Genomic DNA, 23867 nt, shown 5'->3' with positions numbered 1-23867 from the left:
AAAGCTGAATTATGGAGCGGCTGATACCGGTGCAGTCACTGCCGCTTTATTGACAGTCACTTTCGACTTTTGCTTCAACAATTCAATATAAGAATACAGATTTTGAGCTGACTGCATACTTGTCAGTTGCTGCGCTTCTGAAGCACGACGGGCTGCATCCGGCGTACCAGCAGTTACCTTGCCTATACGGAAAATAACATAGCCAGCATTACCCAGATGCGTGCCGACAAAAGCAGGCAACTTCTGGATATCAGCGCGCATCAGATCTACCAGGGCCGCAGTAGGGATGTCCTGATTTTTCAAACGTGACACCACTTTGGCTTCGGCAAATCCAGCGGTAGAATCAGCCGTTTTCAGTGCTGCCAGCTTGGCGATACCTTCTTTTTCAGCCAGGGCTGCGGCTTCCGTCGCAGTGACCTGCGCCTGGATTGCTGCCTTCACTTCTTCAAACGGACGCTTGGATGCAGGCTTGTATTCAAGGATACGGCCAGCTATCAAGGTATTCGGAGCAACCTCTACCGCCTCTGTGTTGTGTTTTTTCTTGACCACATCATCAGAGAAGATCGCCTTCAGGAATTTAGGATTATTGGTTTCTACAGTTGCAGGTACCCCAGGCTTGCTGTTACGCGTCAAGCCATTCACCGTCCGAATCTTCAACTTCAGCTTCTCTGCTGCAGGCTTGAGACTCTCACCCTGCTCATACAAGACATTACCAAATGTTTCTGCAGCTTCCGTATATGCCTTGGCTGCTTTTTGCTTTTTGATGTCCGCAGCAATTTGCGCTTTGACTTCATCCAGTGTTTTTACGCCGGCAGGCCTGATAGCAGTCAGAGTGATGATGTGAAAACCATAGTCAGACTGCACCAGTTCACTGATTTCACCTTGTTTAAGCTTGAATACACTTTCATCAAACTGCGGCACCATCATGCCCTTGCCAAAGAAATCCAGATCACCGCCCTTTTCTTTGGAACCCGGGTCCTCAGAATTTTCCTTTGCCAATTTGGCGAAGTCTTCAGGCTTCTTGCGCAATTGTGCCAGTATGTCTGCAGCTTTGGCCTTTGCCTTGGCTTTGTCAGCATCACTACTGTCTTTGCCCGCAGCAATCAGGATATGGCTGGCACGACGCTGTTCTTCTGTCGTATACGATTTCTCATTGGCCTTATAGTAAGCCTGGACATCCGCATCTGCTACTGTGATCTGCTCTGCCAGTACTTCACTATTCAACACGACATATTCAGCATTGATTTGTTCAGGGATTTCAAACTGGGCCGCATTTTTTTCATAATAGGCCTTCAGCATGTCATCCGTCACTTTGACGCGCGCCGCAAAGTCTTCCGGCTTGAACATCAACATCTGTACTTCACGCTCCTGCTCATTGATGGCAGAAAGACGTTCTGCCACCGTTTTGGGAACAAATGCACTTGCCTGGATTGGGCCAAGCAATTGTTGCAATACCATATCCTGGCGCAAACGCTGCTCAAACATGGCTGGCGTCATGCCTTGCTGTGCCAGCAGGCGGGTATATTCTGCATTGTCAAATTTGCCATCTTTGACCAGACCAGGCATCTTGGCAATATTGTCTTGCAAAGTAGCATCTGAAATAGCCAGTTTTTTTACAGCAATCTCGCCAGCCATCGCCTTGCGGGCAATCAGCTCATCGAGAATACTTTGCCTTGCTTCAGGTGTATTGAGCATTTTTGCATCAAACTGCGGTCCATACATCTGACGCATACGGTCCAGCTGGTCGCGCAGGGCCTGATCAAACTCGCCCTGGGTAATCGGCGCTCCCGCCACGGTCGCGATACCTGCCTCTTTGCCTATGGAACGCAAAGCGTCAGTATTACCGAACAGAACAAATGACGGCAAGATAAGAACAGCTAGCAAAATTTGCATTAAGCGCTGATGGGTACGAATAAATTCAAACATGTTCAACCAATCACGTGGCTAAGTATCACAATAACAATTTGACGAATACAAAAAAAGGCGAACTTTCGTTCGCCTTTTCGATTTTCTGGCGGAGCGGACGGGGCTCGAACCCGCGACCCCCGGCGTGACAGGCCGGTATTCTAACCAACTGAACTACCACTCCTTTTTACTGCTGGCACTACTTTTGTCTGTTACTGGTGGGCGCTGAGAGGCTCGAACTCCCGACCTAAGCCTTGTAAGGGCTCCGCTCTACCAACTGAGCTAAGCGCCCCACGCATAAAACAGATACCGTGGCCCATGTCCCGAACCACGAAAGTGCATTAGTTTACCGCATCTTTCAAAGCTTTGCCAGGTTTAAATTTAGGTACCTTGGCAGATTTGATCTTGATAGGCTCACCGGTTTTAGGATTGCGGCCTGCCCTTGCAGCGCGCTTGGCAACGGAGAAGGTACCAAAACCAACCAGCGTTACCGTGCCATTTTTCTTCAATGTGGTTTTTACGGCGCCGATCACAGCATCCAGCGCACGCGACGAAGCCGCTTTGGAAATATCCGCTGTTTTCGCAATATGATCGATCAACTCAGTCTTATTCACTTATAGCCCCCTCACAAAAATTTGAATTTCGCGATGATGTATTCGATTATTTTATTGGTCGTGCATCTATCACGGCAAGCAGGAAATCTGCATCCGGTATTAGAGCAAGCCGCAAAGCCTTATGTCAAGCTGTTTGCAAGCTTTAAGGCCAAGTTTGCTGATTTGTGATTTGCTTATTCGTTTTTTCTACCTCTCTGGCTAACAGCCACTGTGCAAAAAATCAGGTAGCTGCGCATTTTTGCTATATGGAAAAGCCACCCTCTTTTGCATCCTGAATTAGAATGTGACAAGCCCACATCAAAAAGCGAGGCATCATAAGATGTCTGTGACAGCCCTACGCACACAGCAAGACCATTCCTGATTCACCATTTGGTATGGCTTTAAGTTATAGGAAACCGTAAGGGATCAAGCAAAAAGATGACAAGCTACCGTAAGCGGGATCAACCGAAAACAAATAAAGACACACACGGAAGACAATGAAGAATTTTGACGTAACAATCGTAGGTAGTGGACTGGCTGGCTTATCTGTCGCCCTGCATCTGGCGCAAACACGCAAAGTCGCCATCATTTCCAAGCGTGAATTACTTGACGGTGCCAGCAACTGGGCACAAGGCGGCATCGCTGCCGTACTGGATTCCCATGACAGTCATGAACAACATATTTCAGACACCCTGATCGCAGGCGGTGGCCTGTGTGATGAAGGTGCCACCCGCTACATCATAGAACATGGCCGCGAAGCCATAGACTGGCTGATAGAACAAGGCGTTCCCTTCACCCGCGATGAAGATGCGGAGCTAGGCTTTCATCTGACACGCGAAGGTGGCCACAGCCAGCGCCGCATTATTCATGCGGCAGATGCTACCGGCCATGCAGTGCAAGTCACGCTGGAACAGAAAGTACGCAACCATCCCAACATCACGCTATTTGAGCATCACTATGCAATTGATGTCATTACCTCGGCCAAGATCGGTGACACCTCGCCGACTCCACGATGCCTGGGTCTGTATGTGCAGGACGTAAAAACTGGCAAGGTAGATACTTTTGCCGCGCAACACACAGTGATGGCAACTGGCGGTGCTGGTAAAGTTTATCTATATACTACCAATCCCGACACTGCTACTGGTGACGGTATCGCCATGGCCTGGCGTGCTGGCTGCCGCATCGGCAATATGGAATTCATACAGTTCCATCCCACCTGCCTGTATCACCCTTTTGCCAAATCATTTTTGATCACTGAAGCAGTACGTGGCGAAGGCGGCATTCTGAAACTGCCAGCCGAAGCCGGTGCATCTGCCGGCAAACGCTTCATGTCCAGCCATGATGAGCGCATGGAACTGGCACCACGAGATGTGGTTGCCCGTGCAATTGACTTTGAAATGAAAAAACGTGGCCTGGATTTTGTTGAGCTTGATATCAGCCATCAGCCACCAGAATTCTTGAAAGAACATTTCCCTACTATTTATGCGCGCTGCCTTGAGCTCGGCATAGACATCACCAAACAAGCCATACCAGTCGTGCCCGCCGTGCATTTTACTTGTGGAGGCATCGTGACAGATACGGATGGCCGCACTGATTTACCCGGCCTGTATGCCGTTGGCGAAACCGCCTACACTGGCTTGCATGGCGCCAATCGCCTCGCCAGTAATTCACTGCTGGAATGCCTGGTCGTAGGCCGAGCCACAGCCAAACATATAGAAGCCCAGGAACGTGTCAGCGTCATTGCCCTGCCAGACTGGGATGAAAGCCGTGTTTCAGATGCAGATGAAGAAGTCGTCATTGCCAACAACTGGGATGAGCTGCGTCGTTTCATGTGGAATTATGTTGGTATCGTACGCACCACCAAACGCCTGGAGCGCGCCAAGCATCGCATACGCCTGCTGAAGGAAGAGATAGACGAATATTATGCCAACTTCCGCATCTCAAATAATTTGCTGGAACTGCGCAATCTGGTGGAAGTCGCCTCACTGATCGTCAACAGTGCATTGTCGCGCCGCGAAAGCCGTGGCCTGCATTTCAGCCGCGATTATCCTGACACTTTGCCCAAAGCTCTGCCTACCGTCTTGTCACCCAAGCGTAAAAAATAAGTACTTCCGCCAGCATTGTTCACAATGCTGGCATCATGATTGGTTTATTCACATTGGTCAGGAAGATGAGCAGCAAAATAAGCAGTGCATAAGCCGTCAAAAGCAGTAACAAGAATCAAATTTTCCATCTATTTTTTGCGTAGCCATTTGACAAAATAAATTATCACAGTGATACTGCCCAGCTTGCTTGCCGGGCAATATCAGCACCAATTTTTTCCGGCGCAGCCTCACTAAAACCAGAAAAATTGGCATGATAAAACTCAGTCAGATACGCAAGACCTACAAGCAAGGCGGCAATGAAATTCGTGCGCTAGATGGCATCGATTTGCACATTGCCAGCGGTGAGTTCGTTGCCATCATGGGTCCCTCAGGTTCTGGCAAATCCACCCTGTTGAATGTACTCGGCGCGCTTGACCGCCCCGACCATGGTCGCTATCTACTGAATCAGGAAGAGATCAGCGCCATGAATGACGATGCAGCCTCAGACATACGCAATCGCAGCATAGGTTTTGTTTTCCAGTCTTTTCATCTGTTACCGCGCCTTAGTGTACTGGAAAATGTGCTGCTGCCACAGCGCTATAGCAGTTCACCAGACGCGCAGGCCGAAACACGTGCCCGCCATTTGCTCGAACGCATAGGCCTGGCACAACGTATCGATCACAAGCCAGGTGAATTGTCTGGTGGCCAGTTGCAGCGTGCTGCCATCGCCCGCGCCCTGCTGAATCAGCCCGCCTTGCTGCTGGCCGATGAACCTACCGGCAATCTCGATTCCAAGAGCGCTGCCGACGTGCTTGGCTTGCTAGGTGAATTGCATGCCGGTGGACAAACCCTGGTGCTGGTCACGCATGACCCTGCAGTTGCTGCCAGGGCGCAAAGAACCATACACCTGGCTGACGGCAAGGTCGCGGAGATAACAGCATGAAACACAGTTTATCCAAACACGTAAGCTTATCGAATCTCAGCGTCTGCATATTCACTGCATGCGCCAGCATACCTGCACTTGCACCGGCTTCGTCGGCAACACCGTCCAACGCTGTCAACACAGCCAGCACTAGCTGGCCTGCAAAAAACCGCCCGGTATTATTAACTGGTGAAGTCATTGCAAAAGATTCGCAAGCCATCCTGGTGCCGCCATCCAATTCTTCACCGGTAGTTTTACGCAATTTCGTTGCCGAGGGTAGCCAGGTCAAAAAAGGCGACCTGGTGTTGCGCATAGAAACGCCAAATGCGTCCAACCTGGAGCAACTGGAAATCAGCATGCAACAAACCCGTGCAAAAGCCGATGCCGAACTGGCCAAACTTGAGGTCACTGCACTGGATGCGGAAAAAAATCTGCTCACAGCCAAAGCTGCATTAGCCAAGTCCCTGGTTGATGCTGCTCTCCCCAAAACCCAAATTGCTGCGCTGGAATTTGATAAATATCAGGCAGAAAAAGAAAGATCAGAACGTGATCTGCAAGTCAAACAACTGGCATTTGACGATGCTTATGCCTCCATCAACAGGAAAAAATCGGATGCTGACCTTGAGTTAAAAAAACAAGAGATCAACATCAATTACCTCAAAACGCAATTGACCCGCTCTGAGGTCAGAGCCAGCCAGGATGGCTATGTCGTTCATGGTTACAGCAACTGGCGTAGTGAGCGTCTCGAAGAAGGTTCAAGCGCTTTTCCCGGCAATACTGCGGGACAGGTTATAGGCTCAGGCCAAATGGAAGTCAGGGCATGGGCCCTGGAAGCAGACAGGATTTATTTGAAGGAAGGGCAAACTGTAGGCCTGAAATTTGATGCCCTGCCCGGCACTGAAGTAATGGCCAATATAGACAGTATTTCCAACGCACCTGAAGAACACAACATATGGGGTTATGGCAGATATTTTCGTGTGGATATCAAATTACCAGCGCAGTCAAATCTCAAACTGATGCCTGGTATGAGCGTGTTGATAGAACCTGCTCAGGCCAGTAAGAAAAACAGCGAAAAACCTGCCTCCCAAAGCAAGGAGTTGACACTGGAAGGTGAAATACAGTCACGCAGTATCACGTCCATAGGACCACCATCCATCCCCTACATCTGGCAATATACCCTGGCACAGATCGCACCCGAGGGCAGCGCCGTCAAAACAGGTGACATGCTTGCCATGTTCCAGGCAGCAGAAGTTCCCAACCAGCTTGCCAGTCAAAAAAGCCAGCTCAATGAGAAACTGAGGGCATTGGAAAAACTGAAGCTGGAACAGACAGAAGCAGAAAAAGCTGCGGATCTGGCTGTAGCAGAAGCACAAAGCAATGCGGAGAAAGCTGCACGCAAAGCCACCATGCCCAAAGAATTGATACGGCGTGTCGACTATGACAAGCTGGTCATAGAGAAATCTCTGAATAGCGACTTGGCTGCCATGTCCCTACGTATGCGCACTACCCAGGCACGTGCCCGTAAGGCAGAAAAAACGGGATTGGAAACTGAAATCGCCATGCTGCAAGGGAAAATCGACGTACTGAACAAAGGGCAAAAAGCCCTGACTGTGACAGCAAGCAAACCAGGCATGATGATCTACAAAAGCAATTTCGAGGGCGAGAAATTTGCTGCTGGCAGCCAGGTCTGGATGGGCTTATCCATTGCCAGTGTGGCAGACCCAGACAAATTATTTGTTTCTGCCAAAGTGCCCGAAGCCCAATCGACTACGATCAAAGTTGGCCAAAGTGCCCGCATCACCATACCTGGTGCCAATATGACGGTGCCTGCGCGCGTTACCGGGCTGGGCAACGTATTCCATAGCAAATCAAGCTCACAACCCATCATCGTGCGGGATATAGAGCTGGAATTTGATCAGATGCCCAAAGGGCTCAAACCCGGTGCGGCAGTGCAGGCAATTTTAGCCTCATCGGGAATAGAGACGGCGAAGACAGGAACAGCAAAAAAATGAAATCAAGGCTACTCCTCATCTGCGCAACACTGGCGCTCAACAGCACAGGCTGCGGCAACAAGACTGAACAAACCCAGCATGCAACTGAAACCTTTTCGCCCAGAAACTGGCAAGAAAATATTGTCGTCGATGGCGAAATCATTGCCGCCAACAAAACTCCGCTGACTGTGCCTGGCCAGGGCTGGGATTCGCGCACCCTGATAAAGATGCTGCCAGAAGGCAGCCTGGTGAAAAAAGACCAGGTCATTGCTCTCTTTGATGCCCCAAAATCACGCATGGAATTATCGCAGGCAGAAATGGAATTATTGCGCAAGGAACTGGCCGCAGAGACCATACAGGCCAGTGATGCCAGCAGCCGCTCTGCCCTGTCTGCGGACAGCGCCAAAGTACAGACAGATTTACGACTCAGCGAACGCTATGCCAACGCCGATCTGGCTATTTTCTCACGCAATAAAATACTGGATGAATTGCAGGACAGCGGATTTCTGAAGAACAAACGCGGCTACCTGAACTGGAAAACCGGGCAGGTACAGGCACGCAGTGCAGCAGAGCAGGCAGTATTAAGCTCGCAGAAAGAAAGTGTCAGCCTGAATGCCAGCCAGCACAAAAAGAACCTGGATGCACTGGAATTGCTGGCCCCGCACGATGGCGTATTTTTGTTGCAGGTAAACTGGGATGGAGCCAAACCTCTGGTTGGCTCAAGCTTCCGCCCCAGGGAAGAATTTGGCTCACTGCCAGACCTTGATCAACTGGTCGCCAATTTCAATATAGAAGAAGGCCGCACCTTTGGCTTGAAAGTAGGTCTGCCAGTCAAGGTACGTCTGGCTGGTAACGGCCAGGAAATTGAATTGAGCATTACCAAGGTTGGCAATAGTGCCAGCGTCATTTCACGGGAGTCGCCAGTCAAATTCATCACCTTCGAAGCCGCTTTCAATAAGGCGCAGGCACAAAGCCTGGCACTCAAACCTGGCCAGGCATTGATAGGCACGGTCAGCCTCATCAACCAGGCCAAAGCCATGACGGTACCGAATATCGCACTGATACAGGACGGGAGTAATTTTGCTGCATATATCAAGGATGGCGACCAGCTCAAGCGCCAGGCGGTAGTACTGGGGCAGCGTGGCCCGGTGCGCAGTGAAATCAAATCAGGTATCAGCCAGGGCAATCAAGTAGTCCTGTTGCCCGAAGCAAAAAACAAAGAAAAAAGCAAGGATACACATTCATGAACCGCGCCCTGATACTGGAAGCAGTCAATGAGCTGCAAAGGCGCAAGCTGCGTACTGGTCTGACCCTGTTAGGCATGATTTTTGGTGTGGCAGCCATCGTTGCCATGCTGGCCGTGGGTGAAGGCAGCCGCCGCGAAGCTTTGCGCCTGGTCGCCGAACTGGGCCTGGACAATGTCATCATAGACAGCAAGAATATTGACGACAAAAGACTCAAGGAAATACGTACACGCTCACTGGGCTTGTCGGCTGCTGACGCAGATGCTGCATTGTCCGTTGTACCTGGCGCCAAGGCAGTGGCACTCAAAAAAGAGATCAAGGTAGATCAACTGGTCACCGGCAGCAATGTCGTCCCTGCCCGCGCCTTTGCCGTATCTGATTCGTATGCCGAACTCGGTGGCCTGCAAATCGGCCAGGGGCGCTGGTTAAGCCAGCAGGATGATGCCACCCTCGCCCCTGTCTGCGTGATAGGCCCGCGCCTTGCCCATCAACTCTTTGGTGACAAAAACCCAGTTGGCGAGCGCATCAAGCTCAATCACGCCTGGCTTGAAGTAGTTGGCGTGCTGGCTGACCGCGCCCTCTCCAAATCCGAATTCGAAGGCGTCAAACTGGGCCTTGATGACGAGCGCCTGTTCGTCCCCTGGCTCACCGGGCGTGCCCGTTTCCGATTCACTGCGCTGGAAAACGAGGTCGATAGCTTGAGTTTGCGCCTGGACGGCCAGACAGCACCTGATATTGCGGCCCGTGTGCTGCAAAACCTGATAGAGCAAAGGCATGCCGGTGCTGACGACACCAATCTCATCGTACCCATGGGTCTGTATAGACAAAACCAGCAAACCCAGCGCATTTTTACCATCGTCATGAGTTCCATCGCTGCCGTCTCCCTGTTGGTGGGCGGCATAGGCATCATGAACATCATGCTGGCCAATGTACTGGAACGCCGCCGTGAAATCGGCCTCAAGCGCGCACTGGGTGCACGCAGGCGCGATGTGATAGAACAGTTTCTTGCCGAAGCCCTCGTCATCGCTTTCAGCGGCGCCTTGCTGGGAGTAGTGCTGGGAGCAGTAGCAGCATATAGCATCGCTGCGCTGGCAGGCTGGTCTGTCGCCTGGTCACCGCTGAGCCTGTTGATTGCTGTCAGCTCATGCATAGCAGTTGGCCTCGGTTTTGGTGTGTTCCCGGCACGACAGGCCGCAGCATTGGATCCAATTGCGGCTTTACGTACAGATGGTTGATGCGGGATAATCAGGCGCTGGCCGATGCATTGATCGCTCGCCAGCTTAGCTGCCTGGCCCTGATTGCTCCTACAATCCGAATCACTTTTCATACACTACATCATGGCAAGAACCATCAATGGCATAGGCACGACTTTTTACGGCAAATGCAAATTTCATCCGGATCAGTCCTTCATCACTACCAAGTGGGTGGTATTGGTCTATATTCCCATTGTTCCATTGGCCAGTTATCGCCTCATAGAAGAAAGCAGTTCCAGTTTTGAAGTAGTCGAAGCAGATATTCCTCTGGAGATCATGCAAGTGCTACGAATCTGGCTGTTTGTCGCATTACTGGCCTTCTGACTTAGCCTGAGTGACAAGCTGAAATTGGGTGGCGCCGGCCTGTTTATGCTATTCGGCATGATTCGCGCCATTCCATTTCTGATGCGCTGGTTTGCAAAACCTAATGCAGGACTGCTCTAGCAAGCAAAAAATTTATCCCCATTTTGAACGCACAGAGAATGAGATTTGAACCCTTATCAGATACACAGTTTGAGTATTTGTGCGAAGTCTATGTAGCGGATAAATTTGCAAATCAGGAAGAATTAATCCAGGACTGGAAAGAATTAAGCAGCAGATTTCCAGATTCGCATCTGCTGCTGACACTGGATGACCTCGGTCAGGCACAATACACGTCCATGCATAGCTCAGGTTCTCACGATCTCGACGAGACAGAAGGGTATGACTTGAGTACGCTTGATGCAGCATGCTTTGAAGATGGCGAGCATGTCGGCTACCTGAGCACGGCATCTGAGTTTTTTATCCGGTACGCAAATTTTCTAAAACTTTGCCAAGAAACCTCACTGGAACAGATTTTTCAAGAAAAAAACCTGCTACTGAATGATGAGTCTCTGGCAGAACTATTGCTGGCACAAGAAAACTGGCTTTCCATCATTGACGATAGTATTTATGCGTTCAGGGCCATCGTCAATCAACCCGAAGATAGTCTGGCTGCCTTCCCTAACGGCTATTTTGATTCAGACCTGAATCCCTTTGAGAACCATGCTTTATGCAAGCATCTCCGGGAGAATTACGGCTACAAGCTCATAGGCATTGGTGCATCTTATCTGGCACTCATCCGGGAAGCAGCCTTGAATCCAGTCCAGATGAGCAGCATGGCAGAATTACTGCTCAGGCTCTATGGTGAAAAAGCTGCGGTCTGGATAAAAACTGTGAGTGAACGAAATAATGAATTACAGCATGTTCTGGTTTTGAGGTACACAGAGTAAATCATTTCATCGCGATCAGAAATTATGACTTCAGGATTAGTGATTTACTTACAAGCAGGTCGAAATTAAGGGGCATAACTTCGATCTTTATCCCTGGTACGAAATTCACTCTCCAATCCCGCGCAATTTTCCTGCGCGCAAGCAAACCAGCTCACCTCATCGAACGTACAACTTCCGTCAAGATTGTCTTTCAAGAATTGGCAATTCTCAAATTCACAGTTTACAAACCTGGCACCAGAAAATGTCGTTCCCCGAAAAATACAATTGATGAACTTCACATCAACAAGGATGCAGGTATTGAACAAACCCCAGTACCATCCGCAGCCGGTAAAGCTCCAAGCCAGAAAAGCAGATGAGATGTCTCCACCTTCAAATTGAATATCTGAAAACTCACAGTAGCGAAAAACATGCTCATCCAGGCTGACTGGCTTCTTCAACCTGGATGTAAAATTTTGGTTTTCAAACAGCATATGACATGCAGGAATTAAACTATCCGCAAAGAATAATCCGTCGCCTTGATATCCTTGGTCAGGCTGCCTATGGATATCCTATCGACTCCTGTCTCGGCAATCGCTCGCACCGATGCATGGTCTATACCGCCAGAGGCTTCCAACAAGGCACGGCCTGCCGTGATAGCTACTGCTTCACGCATCATGACGGTATTAAAATTATCAAGCAGGATGGAGGTAGCACCAGCGTCCAGTGCTGTCTTTAATTGTTCCAGGGTTTCGACTTCTATCTGTATGCTCACGCCGGCATTCAGGCTCAGGGCTTTTTGCATGGCTTCAGCCACGCCACCTGCTGCCGCGATATGGTTTTCCTTAATAAGAATACCGTCATACAAGGCTAGGCGCTGGTTCTTGCCACCACCCACGCGCACCGCATATTTTTGAGCCAGACGCAGGCCGGGCAAGGTTTTGCGGGTATCGAGTATGGCTGCTTTTGTGTCTGCGATGATGGAGACATATTTGCTGGTGGCGGTCGCAACAGCAGATAGCAATTGCAGGAAATTCAGCGCAGAACGTTCGGCTGTCAGCAAGGCTCTGGCAGGTGCCTTGATTTTGCAGACGACAGTATTTGCCTTCATCTGCTCGCCTTCGGCATATTGCCAATCCACGACTGTGGCAGCATCCAGTGCCGTCATAACGGCGTCGAACCATGGAGCACCGCACAGAACAGCATCTTCACGCACAATGACTTGTGCCTGCACGACTTCATCTGCAGGCACCAGCAAGCCAGTCAGGTCAGCAGCACCGACATCTTCAGCCAGTGCATCGCTGATGTTGCGTTCAAAAGCTTTTTGTAAATCTGCATCAAAAGGGAAATGCGTATTCTTTAAATTACCAGACATGTCCAGATAACCTCGTGTGTAATTGGGTGGAGCTTGCGCAGCATTCAGAGCCTGCTTACGATCTGTAGCGAGCGTGCGTCAGCGGGGTCAGGGTAACAAAAACGCAGCGCAAAAAGCGGAATGTACTTCTAGTACATGAGCATTTTGAGCAGCGCATGAGCCCCGCGTAAACTCCGATTGCGCTCGCGCAGTAAGATCGTAACAGGTTCTCAGGCCGGGCCTATGCCGGAGAATAGTTTGGCTTCTCTCGCCAGATCACCTGAAGGGCGCACATTGGCTTTTTTGGCTGCCGCAAAATCCAGCATGCGATCTATACAGACTTTGGCCTTTTGCCCTACTGCCGGATCAACCTGGATTTCATTATTGCCGTTTTCCAGTACCTGTACCAGATTGCGCAAACCGTTCATGGCCATCCATGGGCAGTGTGCACAGCTCTTGCAAGTCGCGCTATTACCCGCAGTTGGAGCAACGATGAAGCGTTTGGTCGGCGCTGCCATTTGCATTTTGTGCAGGATGCCATTGTCGGTAGCGACGATGAATTCATCTGCATCCAGCGTTTGTGCTGCATGGATCATTTGCGAAGTCGAGCCAACTACGTCAGCCAATGCCACCACAGCAGCCGGGGATTCAGGATGAACCAGGACTTTGGCATTGGGGTGCTCAGCCTTGAGTACATCCAGCTCTATGCCCTTAAATTCATCGTGTACCAGGCAGGAACCCTGCCATAGCAACATGTCTGCACCTGTTTGCTTCTGTATATAACCACCCAGATGTTTATCGGGTGCCCAGAGTATTTTTTTGCCTTGCGCATGCAAGTGAGCGACTATATCCAGGCCGATGCTGGACGTCACCATCCAGTCAGCTCTTGCCTTGACGGCTGCGCTGGTATTGGCATACACGACGACGGTGCGGTCAGGATGGGCATCGCAAAACGCCGCAAACTCATCTGCCGGGCAACCCAGGTCCAGCGAGCAGGTCGCATCCAGGTCAGGCATTAAAATGGTTTTTTCAGGACTGAGTATTTTGGCTGTTTCGCCCATGAACTTGACGCCGGCCACAACCAGGGTCTTGGCGGGATGATCGCGGCCAAAGCGCGCCATTTCCAGCGAGTCAGAAACACAGCCACCGGTTTCTTCTGCCAGGTCTTGCAATTCGGCATCGACATAATAATGCGCTACCAGTACAGCCTGCTTTTCTTTCAAGAGCTGGCGTATTCTGGCTTTGAGTTCCAGTTTTTCTATCACTGAAGGCGCATCAGGGATGCGCGCCCAGGCATTGGCGGTACAGCTACTACCCACATCCATCTGTGGACGTTCAAATTCGACAACTTTGGTTTCCATATAGCCCTACATATCTGGAGTGCATGGCTGGCATGCACTCTGATGACAAGAAATATTGGCAGGCCTGGGATTGCCAGATTTGCATCCAGCGCCCCTGTAACCTGCATCCATTACTGCATTTCAAGCCATAGTATACGCTGTTACCAGATATTTACCCGCGTCGCTGTTGGGCGCAGGGGTGAGCGATCGCCCTTGCACTGGAAAGCATCAGAAAATTCCGGCATATTTGCCAATGGCGCAATGACACGGTATTTGTCGGGTGAGTGAGGATCAGTTGCCAGTTTCATACGCAACATTTCATCACGGATAAGGCTGCGGAAGCTTTGGGCATTGGCAACAAAGAAGCGCTGATCAACTGTCAAGCCATCAATCTCCTTGGCTTGAGGCTTGCGCTCCAGTGATTTATGCAGAGCTTGCAGGGCAATTTTCATCCCACCCAGATCGGCAATATTTTCACCCGCAGTCAGCTTGCCATTGATATGCAATTTGTCAATGGGGTTAAATTCGCCAAATTGCTTTTCTATGGCTTTGACGCGGACCAGGAATTTTTTCTCATCGTCCTTGGTCCACCAGCTTTTCAGGTTACCCTGAGCATCATATTGGCGGCCTTCATCATCAAAAGCATGTGTGAGTTCATGGCCTATAGTTGCACCGGTATTGCCATAGTTGGCAGCAGGATCAGCATTCACATGGTACAGAGGCGGTTGCAGTATGCCTGCCGGGAACACCATTTCATTCATGGTGGGGTTGTAGTAGGCATTCACGGTTTGTGGGGTCATGCCCCATTCATTCCTGTCTATGGGCTTGCCCAGCTTGGCCAGATTGCGCTTGAATTCAAATTCTGCAGCGCGTGCCATGTTCGCAGCATAAGGACCCGTATCGATCTGCAGGCTGCTGTAATCACGCCAGACATCGGGGTAGCCTATTTTTACAAGAATGGTGTCGAGCTTTTTATAGGCTTGCTGCTTGGTCGTGTCTGACATCCATTCCAGCTTGCCTATGCTTTCACGCATGGCCAGCTTGATATTATCCACCATTTCCAGCACACCGGCCTTGGCTTCAGGACCAAAGAATTTGGCAACATACAGCTCACCCATGGCTTCACCTGCCATGGCATCAATAGACCCCAGAACACGCTTCCAACGTGGTTGCAATTCCTTGGTACCTGCCAGGGTTTTGCCATAGAAATCAAAGCTGGCATTGACAAAGGCTGAGCTCAAATCCTTCGCACGCGCGTTTGCCAATTGCCAGCGCAAATAAGTTTTCCATTGATCAAGACTGATGGAATTAACCATGCGCCCTGCTTCTGCAATGAATTTGGGATGGGCAAGATTGAATTGACCAGGTTCTGCCAGTCCCAGTTCATTGAAATAGGTGGACCAGGCAGTTTTCTTGTCTGTCTTTTGCAAGGCATTCAAGTCAGACAAATGGTAACTGGCTTGCGGGTCACGTAATTCAACCTTGGTCAAGGATGCCTTGGCCAGTCTGGTTTCCAACGCCATCACGACGGCAGCATTTTTCTTTGCCTGGTCAGTAGTATCACCGAGCAAAGTAAAAATCTGAGTGACATAGGCGACGTACTTGTTACGGATATCCTTGGTCTTGGTATCGCTCTTCAGGTAATAGTCACGGTCTGGCAAGCCCAGGCCACCCTGCATGATTTGCGGAATGTAGCGGGTCGTGTTTTTGGCATCCTGATCTACAGTAAAGCCAAACAAAGGTGAGACACCTTGCTTGTGCAAATCAGCGATCACAGCCAGCAATTGCGTACTATCCTTGATGCCATTGATTTGCGCAAACTGCGGCTCCAGAGGTTTGATACCTTCTTTTTCTATCTGCGCTTCATTCATGCCGCTAGCATAAAAAGCGCCGACCAGTTGTGCTGCCTTGCTCTTGCCATCCCCCTTTGCTGCGGTCTCGGCGATCAGTTTCAATGCTGTCAAATTTCGTTCAGTCACTTCATCATAGGCACTGTAACGCGCACGGTCGGAAGGAATGGGATTGGCTTTCAGCCATTCGCCATTTGAATACTGGAAGAAATCTGTGCAGGGATCCGCCTTTTTATCCATGGTCATGGATTCCAAGACCAATTGGTTTGAAGTCGCTGTCTGAGCAAATACTGCATTACCCATACATGCCACGCCAACCAGGCTGGCCAGCACACTGCGTTTGAAGATATTTTTTGTATCCATTTTTTTTGTCCCTGTCTCTTGATTTTTACGGCATTACTTGCACGGCTATACCTGAATACTGTCCGGGTGAACGATAAACCCGCTGTGTCGCTTTCTGGAAATCTTCAGGATTGGCCTTGGGAATATCCATGAATTTTTGCGGATTCAAATCTACCAGCGGGAACCAGCTACTCTGCACCTGCACCATGATGCGGTGACCACGGCGGAAGGTGTGCTGGATATCCGGCATGTTATAGCTGATGGCAGCCACTTTGCCAGGCACAAAAGGTTCAGGTTTTTCAAAACTGTTACGGAACTTGCCGCGCAAAGGCTCGCCTCTGATCAGTTGCTGATAACCAGCCATGGCAACGGACGGTGGCGGCACATCATTGGCACGTTCGCGCACCACCTGTTTATCCGGATAAGTCGATGGATAAACATCAATCAGTTTGACGACCCAATCTGCATCCGTACCAGAGGTTGAGACAAACAATTTTGGATTAACTGGCCCGACGATAGTCACGTCTTCTTCCAGAGGTTCGGTCTGATAGACCAGCACATCTGGCCGTGTGGAAGCAAAGCGCTGGTCAGAGACCACATATTCGCGCGGCGCACCAGTGGCGACGTAAGAGATAAAAGGCACGGGCTTGTTGGGATCGCTGACATATTCGTCAAAGGTATTGAATTCTGCCTGCGGCTCCTTCCAGCTCAAGCTACCATCCTTGCCAAAATACAGGGTGCGTTTTTGTGCCTGTTGCGGTGGCCAGCTTGGGTATTCACGCCAGACATTGGTGCCGGTTTCAAATACGGTCACTTCCGGCAAAGCCTTGCCAGTGGCGCCCTTCAAATGCTGTTCAAAGAATGGGAAAACGATATTCTTGCGGTAATAATCACCCGTTTTGACATCGAAACTCACATTCCCCAATGATTTACCCTCGGCACCCGCCCACCCGCCATGCGACCAGGGCCCCATGACCAGGCCATTGTAAAAACCCTTGTTATTATTTTTGATGCTGTGATACGTCGTGAATGGGCCTTGCGGATCTTCTGCGTCATACCAGCCACCAACAGTCAACACGGCTGCCTTGATGTTCTTCAGATGCGCGGCGATATTGCGGCTCTTCCAAAAATCATCATAGGTACTATGCTCAATGGTAGGCATCAGCAATTCACGTTGTTTGTCTGACAGTTGGGCAGTAATGTTTTTCAGGGTTTTATACTTGAGAAAATATTGATAGCCATCCGAGGTACCAAAATCAAACTCTTCCCAGCGCTTGGGCAAGGTGGTGGGATTTTTTTCTACCGTAAAATTGGAAAAGAACCCAAAATTGGCTGCCAGCATGAAGGCACCGCCGTGATAGGAATCATCCCCCATGAACAGATCGGTGACGGGGGCCTGCGGTGAAGCGGCCTTGATCGCCGGATGTGACTCTATAATACTGGCCGAGGCATAAAAGCCAGGGTAGGAAATACCCCAGATGCCGACCTTGCCATTATTGCCCTTGACGTTTTTCAACAGCCATTCGACGGTGTCATGCATGTCCTGGCTTTCGACACCCTCGCCCGCCAGCCTGCTGGCCTTGATATGCGGCGTCATTTCTTGCCAGACGCCTTCAGACATATAACGGCCACGCACGTCTTGCTTGACGAAGATATAGCCACTTTGATCAAATTCTTTGGAGGGTCCGAGTGATTGCGGGTAGAAATCCACGCCATAGTGCGACTGCCCACCTTCATAGACACCGCTGCCGTAGGGTGAACGGGTCATCAGGAAAGGATAAGATTTACTGCTATCCTTGGGAACATACACCACGGTAAAAAGCCGTGTACCATCACGCATGGGAATCTGGTATTCATATTTGGTGTATTGTTCGCGTATGCTCGGTTTGGCAGCTTCAGGTGCATCAGCCATGGCGGCTTCGACAGCATACACTGGCAGATTGACCATCAAGGCAAGAGCGCACAAGGCTGCACATTTTTTAATCACGAATTTCATAATTCCCCTTAAGATAACGCGCTATTGTTTTATTTATTCTGGTTAACATGCTTGCAAACCAGGTCTGGCGTAGTGAATCGCCGCGAATCCTAAAGAGTAAATTTTTCTCAATAAGTTTCCATATTTCGACCTAAACTGATAAATAGGCATCAAACAAATATTTTATTGCGGAAATACCATGAAATCACTCAGAATATTTGCTGTCACGCTGGCTCTGCTGGCAATCTCCGGCTCAGTATGGGCACGTCCTGGCGGCCATCATTTCCATCCCAGGGTAAGCATAGGCGTCTCCATCCCGCCCTTGTATTTCAGCTATGGCAACCGTCATAGTTATGTGTCAGCGTATTACCCCTATGCTTATTCGTTGCCTTATTACCCCAGCGTGGTCGTCGCCCCTGCTGTCACCTATGTGACACCTGTCGTCAGCACCGGCAATGTGGTTTATACAGACAATTACCCTACATATACGACCTATACTCAAAGCGATGTTGATGACCGCGATATCATCAGCCAGCCCAATCCTGCCCCGCAATCTACGGCAGGCAAGGATTGGCTATATTGCCATCAGCCAGACGGTTTTTACCCAGCGATCAAGTCTTGTCCTGGTGGCTGGGAACGTGTCCCGGCACAAGCCAGATAAGCGCGGCCAGGCCAGATACAAAAAGGGCGCAATTAATGAAATAATTGCGCCCTTTTTTGCAAGCTTCAGTTTTCAGTTTCTACGGCAGTCTTTTATTTTGCCAATACAGACCGTATTGTTGCCGCCAGTTCTTCAGCCACGAATTTGGCAACATAGGCGTCTGCACCTACAGTCTTGATATGATCTTCATTGGTTGCGCCTGACAAGGATGAATGAATCACAACCGGCAAAAACTTGAAGCGGTCATCGTTCTTGATCTTACGTGTCAGGGTAAAGCCATCCATTTCCGGCATTTCCAGATCAGTCAGCACCATGGATACCTTGTCGCGCACGCCCTTGCCTTCTGCCTGGGCTGCAGTCGCAAGGGATTGTAATTTTTCCCACGCTTCCTTGCCAGTCTTGGTCATGATGAACTGGGCACCCATGGCTGTCAGTGCCTGCTCGATCAACCCGCGGGCGACAGCTGAATCATCGGCCGCCAAAATGGCAGAGCCAGGTATCATCTGCAGCTTGGCACCTATGGTCTCAGGATCTACATCCTTGGTATCAGACGGTGTAATCTGGCGCAAGATTTGCTCCACGTCCAGTACCTGGGCCAAGCGGGTGTCTTCTGTATCACCATCAAGACGGGCGATGCTGGTAACCATGCCACCCGCCGCACTGTTTTCAGCCGACAAGACTTGATTCCAGTCCAGGCGCACGATTTCTTCTACCGATTCAACCGCAAAACCCTGGGTGGTGCGCGCATACTCAGTGACCAGCATGATGTTCAGGCCAGTTTTAGGTTTGAGCCCGACCACCGAAGGCAAGTCGATGACAGGAATAATCTGTCCACGCAAATTGACCACGCCCAGCATGTGGGGCATCGCGCCCGCCATACCGGTAATCGTCGGCATGGCAACTATCTCTCGCACCTTGAAAACATTAATGCCAAACAATTCAGACCTGTCGCTGTTGCCATCTGTCCCCAGACGGAACAGCAACAATTCAAACTTGTTGGACGCTGTCAGGTTGGTACGTTCATCGACTTCTTGTTGTACGGAACTCATGTCTGTTTTCCTCATCGTGATGGAACAGGATTGCAACATTATCCTACGGTTTTACTGCAACGCAATTACTTTATTACACGGTAGCAAGGGGTATAAGCCTTACCAGGCAATTTCATGCGATTTTGTGCAACAAAAGATGCCAGCAAGGTATCCATTGATGCCATTATTTCACTATCGCCGCGAATTTCAAAATGTCCATGTTTTTCTATTGCACGTATGCCCTGATTTTTGACGTTGCCCGCCACCACGCCTGAAAAAGCACGACGCAGATTTGCTGCCAGCAGATGCGTATCCTGATTCTTGTGCAAAGCCAGGTTGCGCATGTTTTCATGCGTGGGTTCAAACGGCTTCTGGAACTCTGCATCTATCTTCAGCAACCAGTTGAAATAATACGCATCGCCCTTAGCCTTGCGGAACTCACGCACTTCCTTGATACCAGCCTGTACTTCCTGTGCCACGCGCGCAGGGTCATTGACGATGATCTTGTAGTTCTGCTGTGCCTCAGGGCCCAGCGTTGCAGCAATGAACTGATCGATCTGACGGAAGTAATCTGCCGCACTTTCCGGCCCGGTAAAGATCAAGGGGAATGGCAACTCTGCATTATCAGGATGCAGCAAGATACCCAGCAAGTACAAAATTTCTTCTGCCGTGCCTGCCCCACCTGGGAAGACGATGACGGCATGCCCCATGCGCACAAAAGCTTCAAGACGTTTTTCTATATCCGGCAAGATCACCAGGTCGTTGACGATGGGATTCGGCGCTTCGGCAGCGATAATGCCCGGTTCGGTAATGCCCAGATAACGGCCTGTGGTAATCCTTTGTTTGGCATGACCTATGGCGGCACCCTTCATCGGGCCTTTCATGGCACCTGGGCCGCACCCTGTACAGATATCCATGCCACGCAAACCCAGTTGATACCCTACATGCTTGGTGTAGTCATATTCTTCGCTGGAAATCGAATGCCCGCCCCAGCACACCACCATATTCGGATTAACCTGAGGCTTGAGCAGATTGGCGTTACGCATGACGTGAAAAACCGCATCACTGATACCTTCTGTTGTCGCCAGATCAAACTTGCGGTCATCTTCGATCGCGGCCTTGATGAACAGAATATCGCGCAATACGGCAAACAAGTGTTCCTGTATGCCTTTGATCATCACGCCATCCACAAAAGCACTGGCTGGTGCGCCCTTGACATCAAGCTTGATGCCGCGTTCGCGTTGGATGATGCTGATGTCAAAGCTCTTGTAACGCTCCAGCAATTCCTTGCCATCGTCGAGACCACTGCCGCAATTCAAGACCGCCAGTGCGCAACTACGAAACACCTGGTACAAACCGCCATGACTATTGTCGAGCAATTGCACGACCTCAGCCTTGGACAAAACTTCCATACGGCCGCCTGGCGAAATTTGCGTGTCGATAACTTCGAATTCCATAACTGCTTTTTCACTCCTGAAAATAATTTGCGGCTGATACCTGCAAGGCAGCATCAGCGTGTTTCTCTTTGCTTCCATTATGCATGCAATTTATTGCGCGGGTTGCATCAGCAGCACTATTTGCCACATTTGTATTGTGAAGAATGGCAAATTGCACTGTCGCCGGGCCTTCAATTTAAGGGCAATATAAAAATATTTCTATAAATGATTGTATATAGGGCCTTCGCCATGTACAATTCGCCTCCTTCAGACGCGGGGTGGAGCAGTCTGGCAGCTCGTCGGGCTCATAACCCGAAGGTCGTAGGTTCAAATCCTGCCCCCGCAACCAAGTTTCTTTGTTCTGGTGCATTCGCACAAATTTACCGGCGCTATATTTCTTCTGGCAAGCAATTGCGGAGGACGGTTTATTTTGCTTTTTTGCTTAAGCTTTACCATGCATCGCTACACATCAACATTGATCAAGCTCAACTGATGAAAGACAATAAAGATCACGCTACCCTGGAATTACCCGGCTTTGGCGAACCAGCATTTTTATTGCCAGAAACCAGGAAACCAGTGCCCGCCCCACGTCAACGCGGCAAAAAACAGGAGCAGCTTGATCTTCTGGATGTACTCGGGCCCACCGACCGCACTGGTCTGCCAGCGTGGGTGCATGATGACAACACTGACCTGACTGGCTTGCCTGTCTGGCGCTAAGCGCAACTAAACGCAACTGAGCACACAAAAACACAAATCAAACCCGCACCAGGGCTTTAATAACCGGCCACTGTCTGCGTGAAATCGGCAAACGTTCAGCGCAACCGCTGACAATGATTTGCCAGGATTCAGATACTTTTTCCTGATTATTGTCAGCATCCACCACTTGCACTGCCCGCTCCACACCATTAATGGCGGCGCGCGCGACCAGGGCATTCCTGTGCACCCTGACCAGCAAGTCCCCCAGTTCCACCTCTATCGAAGTCAGTGACTCTTCCAGCAGGTACTCGCGCTGGGCAGTATGCAGCGTCACGTATTTTTGTTCCGCCTTCAGAAACAGCACCTCGGCCACTGGCACCAATAATATCCGCCCTCTTTCCAATACTGAAAAATGCTTGCGCCTGGGGCCGCTGATATCTGTTGCCATGGTTTCAGGCAGGCGGCGCGCGCCCTTCACTTTTTCACTGGCACGCACCAGCGCATCCACCAGACGGCTGGCCCGCACCGGCTTCATCAGGTAGTCAAGTGCATGTACCTCAAACGCTTTGACGGCAAACTCATCATAGGCAGTCACAAAAATAATCGCCGGTGAGCGCAGGCTGGCCTGATGCTGTGCGAGATGCTGCGCCAGTTCTATGCCATTCATGCCCGGCATCTGGACATCCAGCAACACAATATCAGGTTGCAGATTGCTGATTTTTTCAAGTGCCAACATGGCATTCTCGGCTTCTCCAACTACCGTCACCGGGCACTCTGCCTCTATGTCTGACAATAGCGTCAACAGCCTTTGTCTTGCGGGTGCCTCATCATCAACTATCAGTATTCTTGGTGTCATCATCTCTTAGCCGGGAATTGCAACTTAACTTCAAAGTACGCATCTACTACGCCGTATTGAATTTGCGCTTCGATATCATAAAGCAAACTTAGTCGCTGCCTTATGTTTTCCAGTGCCATCTGATTACCGGAAACCATATTTGCCTCTGCGTGATAGGGATTGCGGATGCGAATTTCCACCTTGTCCAGCAGACGTCTTATCTCTACCGTGACAGTTGCTTGCTGCACCGATGGTTCAACGCCGTAATGAACTGCATTTTCAAGCAGGGGCTGCAATAACAATGAAGGAATTTCTATCTCGGCTAGCTCCTGGGGGGAAATTTTTTCTTTATCCCATGTCACCTGCATACGCTCACCCAGGCGTATTTTTTCTATCGCCAGATATTGTTCACACAAGCGTATTTCGTCCTGCAAGCTGGTGACATCGCGGGTATCGCGCATTAATACCCTGAACAGGTCTGAGAGATCTTCCAGCACCATTTCTGCGCGACGCGGCTCGGTGCGTATCAGCGACAAGGCAGTATTCAAGCTGTTGAACAAAAAATGTGGACGTATCCTGGCTTGCAAGGCCTGCAGTTTGGCTTCACCCAGCGCAGGTGAAAAAGCCCGGGTACGCAATTCAAAATACTGTTGATATGCCAATGCCAGCAAACCAGTTGCGACCACGACAAACAAGGGATTTAACTTGGGAAAGCTGGCCATAATCCAGTCTTGCATGCGCAAATAAATCATCAGCAAGGCAGCGATCGCCGTTGGCAACATACAACACAATAAGCGCTGAAACCAGCCAGACATGTAATAACGCGCAGAAAATCTACGTAAATTACATAGGATCAGCAAGGAAAGCAGACATATCGTCTCAATCAATGCCGCGCTTTCCAGAAAATTTTGCAATACGATACGCCACTCATCCCCTCTCGACCATAAAGCCAATAAGGCGATCAGATTCACACTGATCAGGATGCGCGAAAACACACCCAAATTACAACAATCCGGGATGAGCTGCTCACTTGCGCTGTTTTTCTTATCATTGGCCATTTTTAATTATCTTTATTATTTTTCAAACGCTTCGGGGCAAGTTCATTCCTGGTTTATAGGCAGTCGTCAACATT

The 23867-nt window shown here is 50.0% G+C and carries 20 protein-coding genes and 3 tRNA genes; 10 read left to right on the top strand and 13 right to left on the bottom strand.

Annotated elements, in window-relative coordinates:
* Positions 1-9 precede the first annotated feature (9 nt).
* From UNDKW_RS10370 to UNDKW_RS10355, 4 genes are all read right to left on the bottom strand, one after another.
* Positions 10-1926 (bottom strand): SurA N-terminal domain-containing protein, encoded by a 1917-nt coding sequence (locus tag UNDKW_RS10370; RefSeq protein WP_162058623.1) that lies wholly within the window; start codon positions 1924-1926, stop codon positions 10-12.
* A gap of 86 nt (positions 1927-2012) precedes the next feature.
* Positions 2013-2089, bottom strand: a tRNA-Asp gene (locus UNDKW_RS10365).
* 32 nt (positions 2090-2121) lie between these two features.
* Positions 2122-2197 (bottom strand) — tRNA-Val (locus tag UNDKW_RS10360).
* A 49-nt stretch (positions 2198-2246) separates the two neighbouring features.
* On the bottom strand, positions 2247-2519 hold the full coding sequence (locus UNDKW_RS10355; protein ID WP_162040973.1) for an HU family DNA-binding protein: 273 nt from the start codon (positions 2517-2519) through the stop codon (positions 2247-2249).
* Positions 2520-2995: 476 nt separating this feature from the next.
* Here UNDKW_RS10355 and nadB point away from each other — a divergent pair, with 476 nt between their 5' ends.
* The 7 genes from nadB (at position 2996) to UNDKW_RS10320 (ending at position 11242) form a co-directional block, all read left to right on the top strand.
* Positions 2996-4603 (top strand): L-aspartate oxidase, encoded by a 1608-nt coding sequence (nadB, locus tag UNDKW_RS10350; RefSeq protein WP_162058622.1) that lies wholly within the window; start codon positions 2996-2998, stop codon positions 4601-4603.
* 250 nt (positions 4604-4853) lie between these two features.
* Positions 4854-5525, top strand: a complete 672-nt coding sequence (locus UNDKW_RS10345) for an ABC transporter ATP-binding protein (protein ID WP_162058621.1) — start codon at positions 4854-4856, stop codon at positions 5523-5525.
* Complete coding sequence (locus UNDKW_RS10340) at positions 5522-7516, top strand: HlyD family efflux transporter periplasmic adaptor subunit (RefSeq protein WP_162058620.1); 1995 nt, start codon at positions 5522-5524, stop codon at positions 7514-7516. Before UNDKW_RS10345 ends, UNDKW_RS10340 begins: the two co-directional genes overlap by 4 nt.
* A complete protein-coding gene (locus UNDKW_RS10335) occupies positions 7513-8742 on the top strand; it encodes an efflux RND transporter periplasmic adaptor subunit (RefSeq protein WP_162058619.1) in 1230 nt (409 codons plus the stop codon). The genes UNDKW_RS10340 and UNDKW_RS10335 overlap by 4 nt, the downstream gene beginning before the upstream one ends.
* Positions 8739-9974: an ABC transporter permease gene (locus UNDKW_RS10330; protein ID WP_162058618.1), complete on the top strand. Its 1236-nt coding sequence runs from the start codon at positions 8739-8741 to the stop codon at positions 9972-9974. Before UNDKW_RS10335 ends, UNDKW_RS10330 begins: the two co-directional genes overlap by 4 nt.
* 102 nt (positions 9975-10076) lie before the next feature.
* A complete protein-coding gene (locus UNDKW_RS10325) occupies positions 10077-10316 on the top strand; it encodes a hypothetical protein (RefSeq protein WP_162058617.1) in 240 nt (79 codons plus the stop codon).
* Positions 10317-10474: 158 nt separating this feature from the next.
* Positions 10475-11242 carry a hypothetical protein gene (locus UNDKW_RS10320; protein WP_162040967.1) on the top strand — a complete coding sequence of 256 codons (768 nt, stop codon included), beginning with the start codon at positions 10475-10477 and terminating at the stop codon, positions 11240-11242.
* Between the two features lie 65 nt (positions 11243-11307).
* Here UNDKW_RS10320 and UNDKW_RS10315 read toward each other — a convergent pair whose 3' ends face one another.
* The 5 genes from UNDKW_RS10315 to UNDKW_RS10295 all read right to left on the bottom strand — a co-directional run bounded on the left by UNDKW_RS10315 (position 11308) and on the right by UNDKW_RS10295 (position 18100).
* On the bottom strand, positions 11308-11712 hold the full coding sequence (locus tag UNDKW_RS10315; RefSeq protein ID WP_162058616.1) for a pentapeptide repeat-containing protein: 405 nt from the start codon (positions 11710-11712) through the stop codon (positions 11308-11310).
* Positions 11713-11726: 14 nt separating this feature from the next.
* A complete protein-coding gene (gene nadC, locus UNDKW_RS10310) occupies positions 11727-12593 on the bottom strand; it encodes a carboxylating nicotinate-nucleotide diphosphorylase (protein WP_162058615.1) in 867 nt (288 codons plus the stop codon).
* A gap of 209 nt (positions 12594-12802) precedes the next feature.
* Positions 12803-13933, bottom strand: coding sequence for a quinolinate synthase NadA (nadA, locus tag UNDKW_RS10305; RefSeq protein WP_162058614.1), 1131 nt, complete (start codon positions 13931-13933; stop codon positions 12803-12805).
* 140 nt (positions 13934-14073) lie between these two features.
* Complete coding sequence (locus UNDKW_RS10300) at positions 14074-16125, bottom strand: M13 family metallopeptidase (RefSeq protein ID WP_162058613.1); 2052 nt, start codon at positions 16123-16125, stop codon at positions 14074-14076.
* A 25-nt stretch (positions 16126-16150) separates the two neighbouring features.
* Positions 16151-18100, bottom strand: coding sequence for a CocE/NonD family hydrolase (locus UNDKW_RS10295; RefSeq protein WP_232063329.1), 1950 nt, complete (start codon positions 18098-18100; stop codon positions 16151-16153).
* A 178-nt stretch (positions 18101-18278) separates the two neighbouring features.
* Here UNDKW_RS10295 and UNDKW_RS10290 point away from each other — a divergent pair, with 178 nt between their 5' ends.
* Positions 18279-18740 (top strand): hypothetical protein, encoded by a 462-nt coding sequence (locus UNDKW_RS10290; RefSeq protein ID WP_162058612.1) that lies wholly within the window; start codon positions 18279-18281, stop codon positions 18738-18740.
* A gap of 92 nt (positions 18741-18832) precedes the next feature.
* Here UNDKW_RS10290 and UNDKW_RS10285 read toward each other — a convergent pair whose 3' ends face one another.
* Positions 18833-19789, bottom strand: coding sequence for a chemotaxis protein (locus UNDKW_RS10285; protein ID WP_162058611.1), 957 nt, complete (start codon positions 19787-19789; stop codon positions 18833-18835).
* 65 nt (positions 19790-19854) lie between these two features.
* Entirely contained in the window at positions 19855-21225 is a 1371-nt protein-coding gene (gene ppnN, locus UNDKW_RS10280) for a nucleotide 5'-monophosphate nucleosidase PpnN (RefSeq protein ID WP_162058610.1), read from the bottom strand.
* Positions 21226-21476: 251 nt separating this feature from the next.
* On the opposite strand from ppnN, the gene UNDKW_RS10275 reads away from it, so the two are divergent.
* Together UNDKW_RS10275 and UNDKW_RS10270 are read left to right on the top strand one after the other, a co-directional pair.
* A tRNA-Met gene (locus UNDKW_RS10275) sits at positions 21477-21553 on the top strand.
* Positions 21554-21696: 143 nt separating this feature from the next.
* Positions 21697-21921 (top strand): hypothetical protein, encoded by a 225-nt coding sequence (locus tag UNDKW_RS10270; protein WP_162058609.1) that lies wholly within the window; start codon positions 21697-21699, stop codon positions 21919-21921.
* A 37-nt stretch (positions 21922-21958) separates the two neighbouring features.
* Here UNDKW_RS10270 and UNDKW_RS10265 read toward each other — a convergent pair whose 3' ends face one another.
* Positions 21959-22756, bottom strand: coding sequence for a LytTR family DNA-binding domain-containing protein (locus UNDKW_RS10265; protein WP_162058608.1), 798 nt, complete (start codon positions 22754-22756; stop codon positions 21959-21961).
* Positions 22756-23793: a sensor histidine kinase gene (locus UNDKW_RS10260; RefSeq protein ID WP_162058607.1), complete on the bottom strand. Its 1038-nt coding sequence runs from the start codon at positions 23791-23793 to the stop codon at positions 22756-22758. Before UNDKW_RS10260 ends, UNDKW_RS10265 begins: the two co-directional genes overlap by 1 nt.
* Between the last annotated feature and the right edge of the window lie 74 nt (positions 23794-23867).

Source organism: Undibacterium sp. KW1, assembly GCF_009937955.1.
In the GTDB taxonomy this organism is placed as follows: Bacteria; Pseudomonadota; Gammaproteobacteria; order Burkholderiales; family Burkholderiaceae_D; genus Undibacterium.
Note: the sequence above shows the minus strand (reverse complement) of the source record. Positions and strands in the feature narration are given on the sequence as shown.

Bases quoted from the DNA above. Each gene is read 5' to 3' on its own strand.
- nadB (WP_162058622.1), top strand. From the start codon at position 2,996: ATGAAGAATTTTGACGTAACAATCGTAGGTAGTGGACTGGCTGGCTTA.
- ppnN (WP_162058610.1), bottom strand. From the start codon at position 21,225: ATGGAATTCGAAGTTATCGACACGCAAATTTCGCCAGGCGGCCGTATG.
- UNDKW_RS10295 (WP_232063329.1), bottom strand. From the start codon at position 18,100: ATGAAATTCGTGATTAAAAAATGTGCAGCCTTGTGCGCTCTTGCCTTG.
- UNDKW_RS10335 (WP_162058619.1), top strand. From the start codon at position 7,513: ATGAAATCAAGGCTACTCCTCATCTGCGCAACACTGGCGCTCAACAGC.
- UNDKW_RS10345 (WP_162058621.1), top strand. From the start codon at position 4,854: ATGATAAAACTCAGTCAGATACGCAAGACCTACAAGCAAGGCGGCAAT.
- UNDKW_RS10265 (WP_162058608.1), bottom strand. From the start codon at position 22,756: ATGACACCAAGAATACTGATAGTTGATGATGAGGCACCCGCAAGACAA.
- UNDKW_RS10370 (WP_162058623.1), bottom strand. From the start codon at position 1,926: ATGTTTGAATTTATTCGTACCCATCAGCGCTTAATGCAAATTTTGCTA.
- UNDKW_RS10315 (WP_162058616.1), bottom strand. From the start codon at position 11,712: ATGCTGTTTGAAAACCAAAATTTTACATCCAGGTTGAAGAAGCCAGTC.
- nadA (WP_162058614.1), bottom strand. From the start codon at position 13,933: ATGGAAACCAAAGTTGTCGAATTTGAACGTCCACAGATGGATGTGGGT.
- UNDKW_RS10340 (WP_162058620.1), top strand. From the start codon at position 5,522: ATGAAACACAGTTTATCCAAACACGTAAGCTTATCGAATCTCAGCGTC.
- UNDKW_RS10330 (WP_162058618.1), top strand. From the start codon at position 8,739: ATGAACCGCGCCCTGATACTGGAAGCAGTCAATGAGCTGCAAAGGCGC.
- nadC (WP_162058615.1), bottom strand. From the start codon at position 12,593: ATGTCTGGTAATTTAAAGAATACGCATTTCCCTTTTGATGCAGATTTA.
- UNDKW_RS10270 (WP_162058609.1), top strand. From the start codon at position 21,697: ATGAAAGACAATAAAGATCACGCTACCCTGGAATTACCCGGCTTTGGC.
- UNDKW_RS10300 (WP_162058613.1), bottom strand. From the start codon at position 16,125: ATGGATACAAAAAATATCTTCAAACGCAGTGTGCTGGCCAGCCTGGTT.
- UNDKW_RS10285 (WP_162058611.1), bottom strand. From the start codon at position 19,789: ATGAGTTCCGTACAACAAGAAGTCGATGAACGTACCAACCTGACAGCG.
- UNDKW_RS10260 (WP_162058607.1), bottom strand. From the start codon at position 23,793: ATGGCCAATGATAAGAAAAACAGCGCAAGTGAGCAGCTCATCCCGGAT.
- UNDKW_RS10290 (WP_162058612.1), top strand. From the start codon at position 18,279: ATGAAATCACTCAGAATATTTGCTGTCACGCTGGCTCTGCTGGCAATC.
- UNDKW_RS10320 (WP_162040967.1), top strand. From the start codon at position 10,475: ATGAGATTTGAACCCTTATCAGATACACAGTTTGAGTATTTGTGCGAA.
- UNDKW_RS10325 (WP_162058617.1), top strand. From the start codon at position 10,077: ATGGCAAGAACCATCAATGGCATAGGCACGACTTTTTACGGCAAATGC.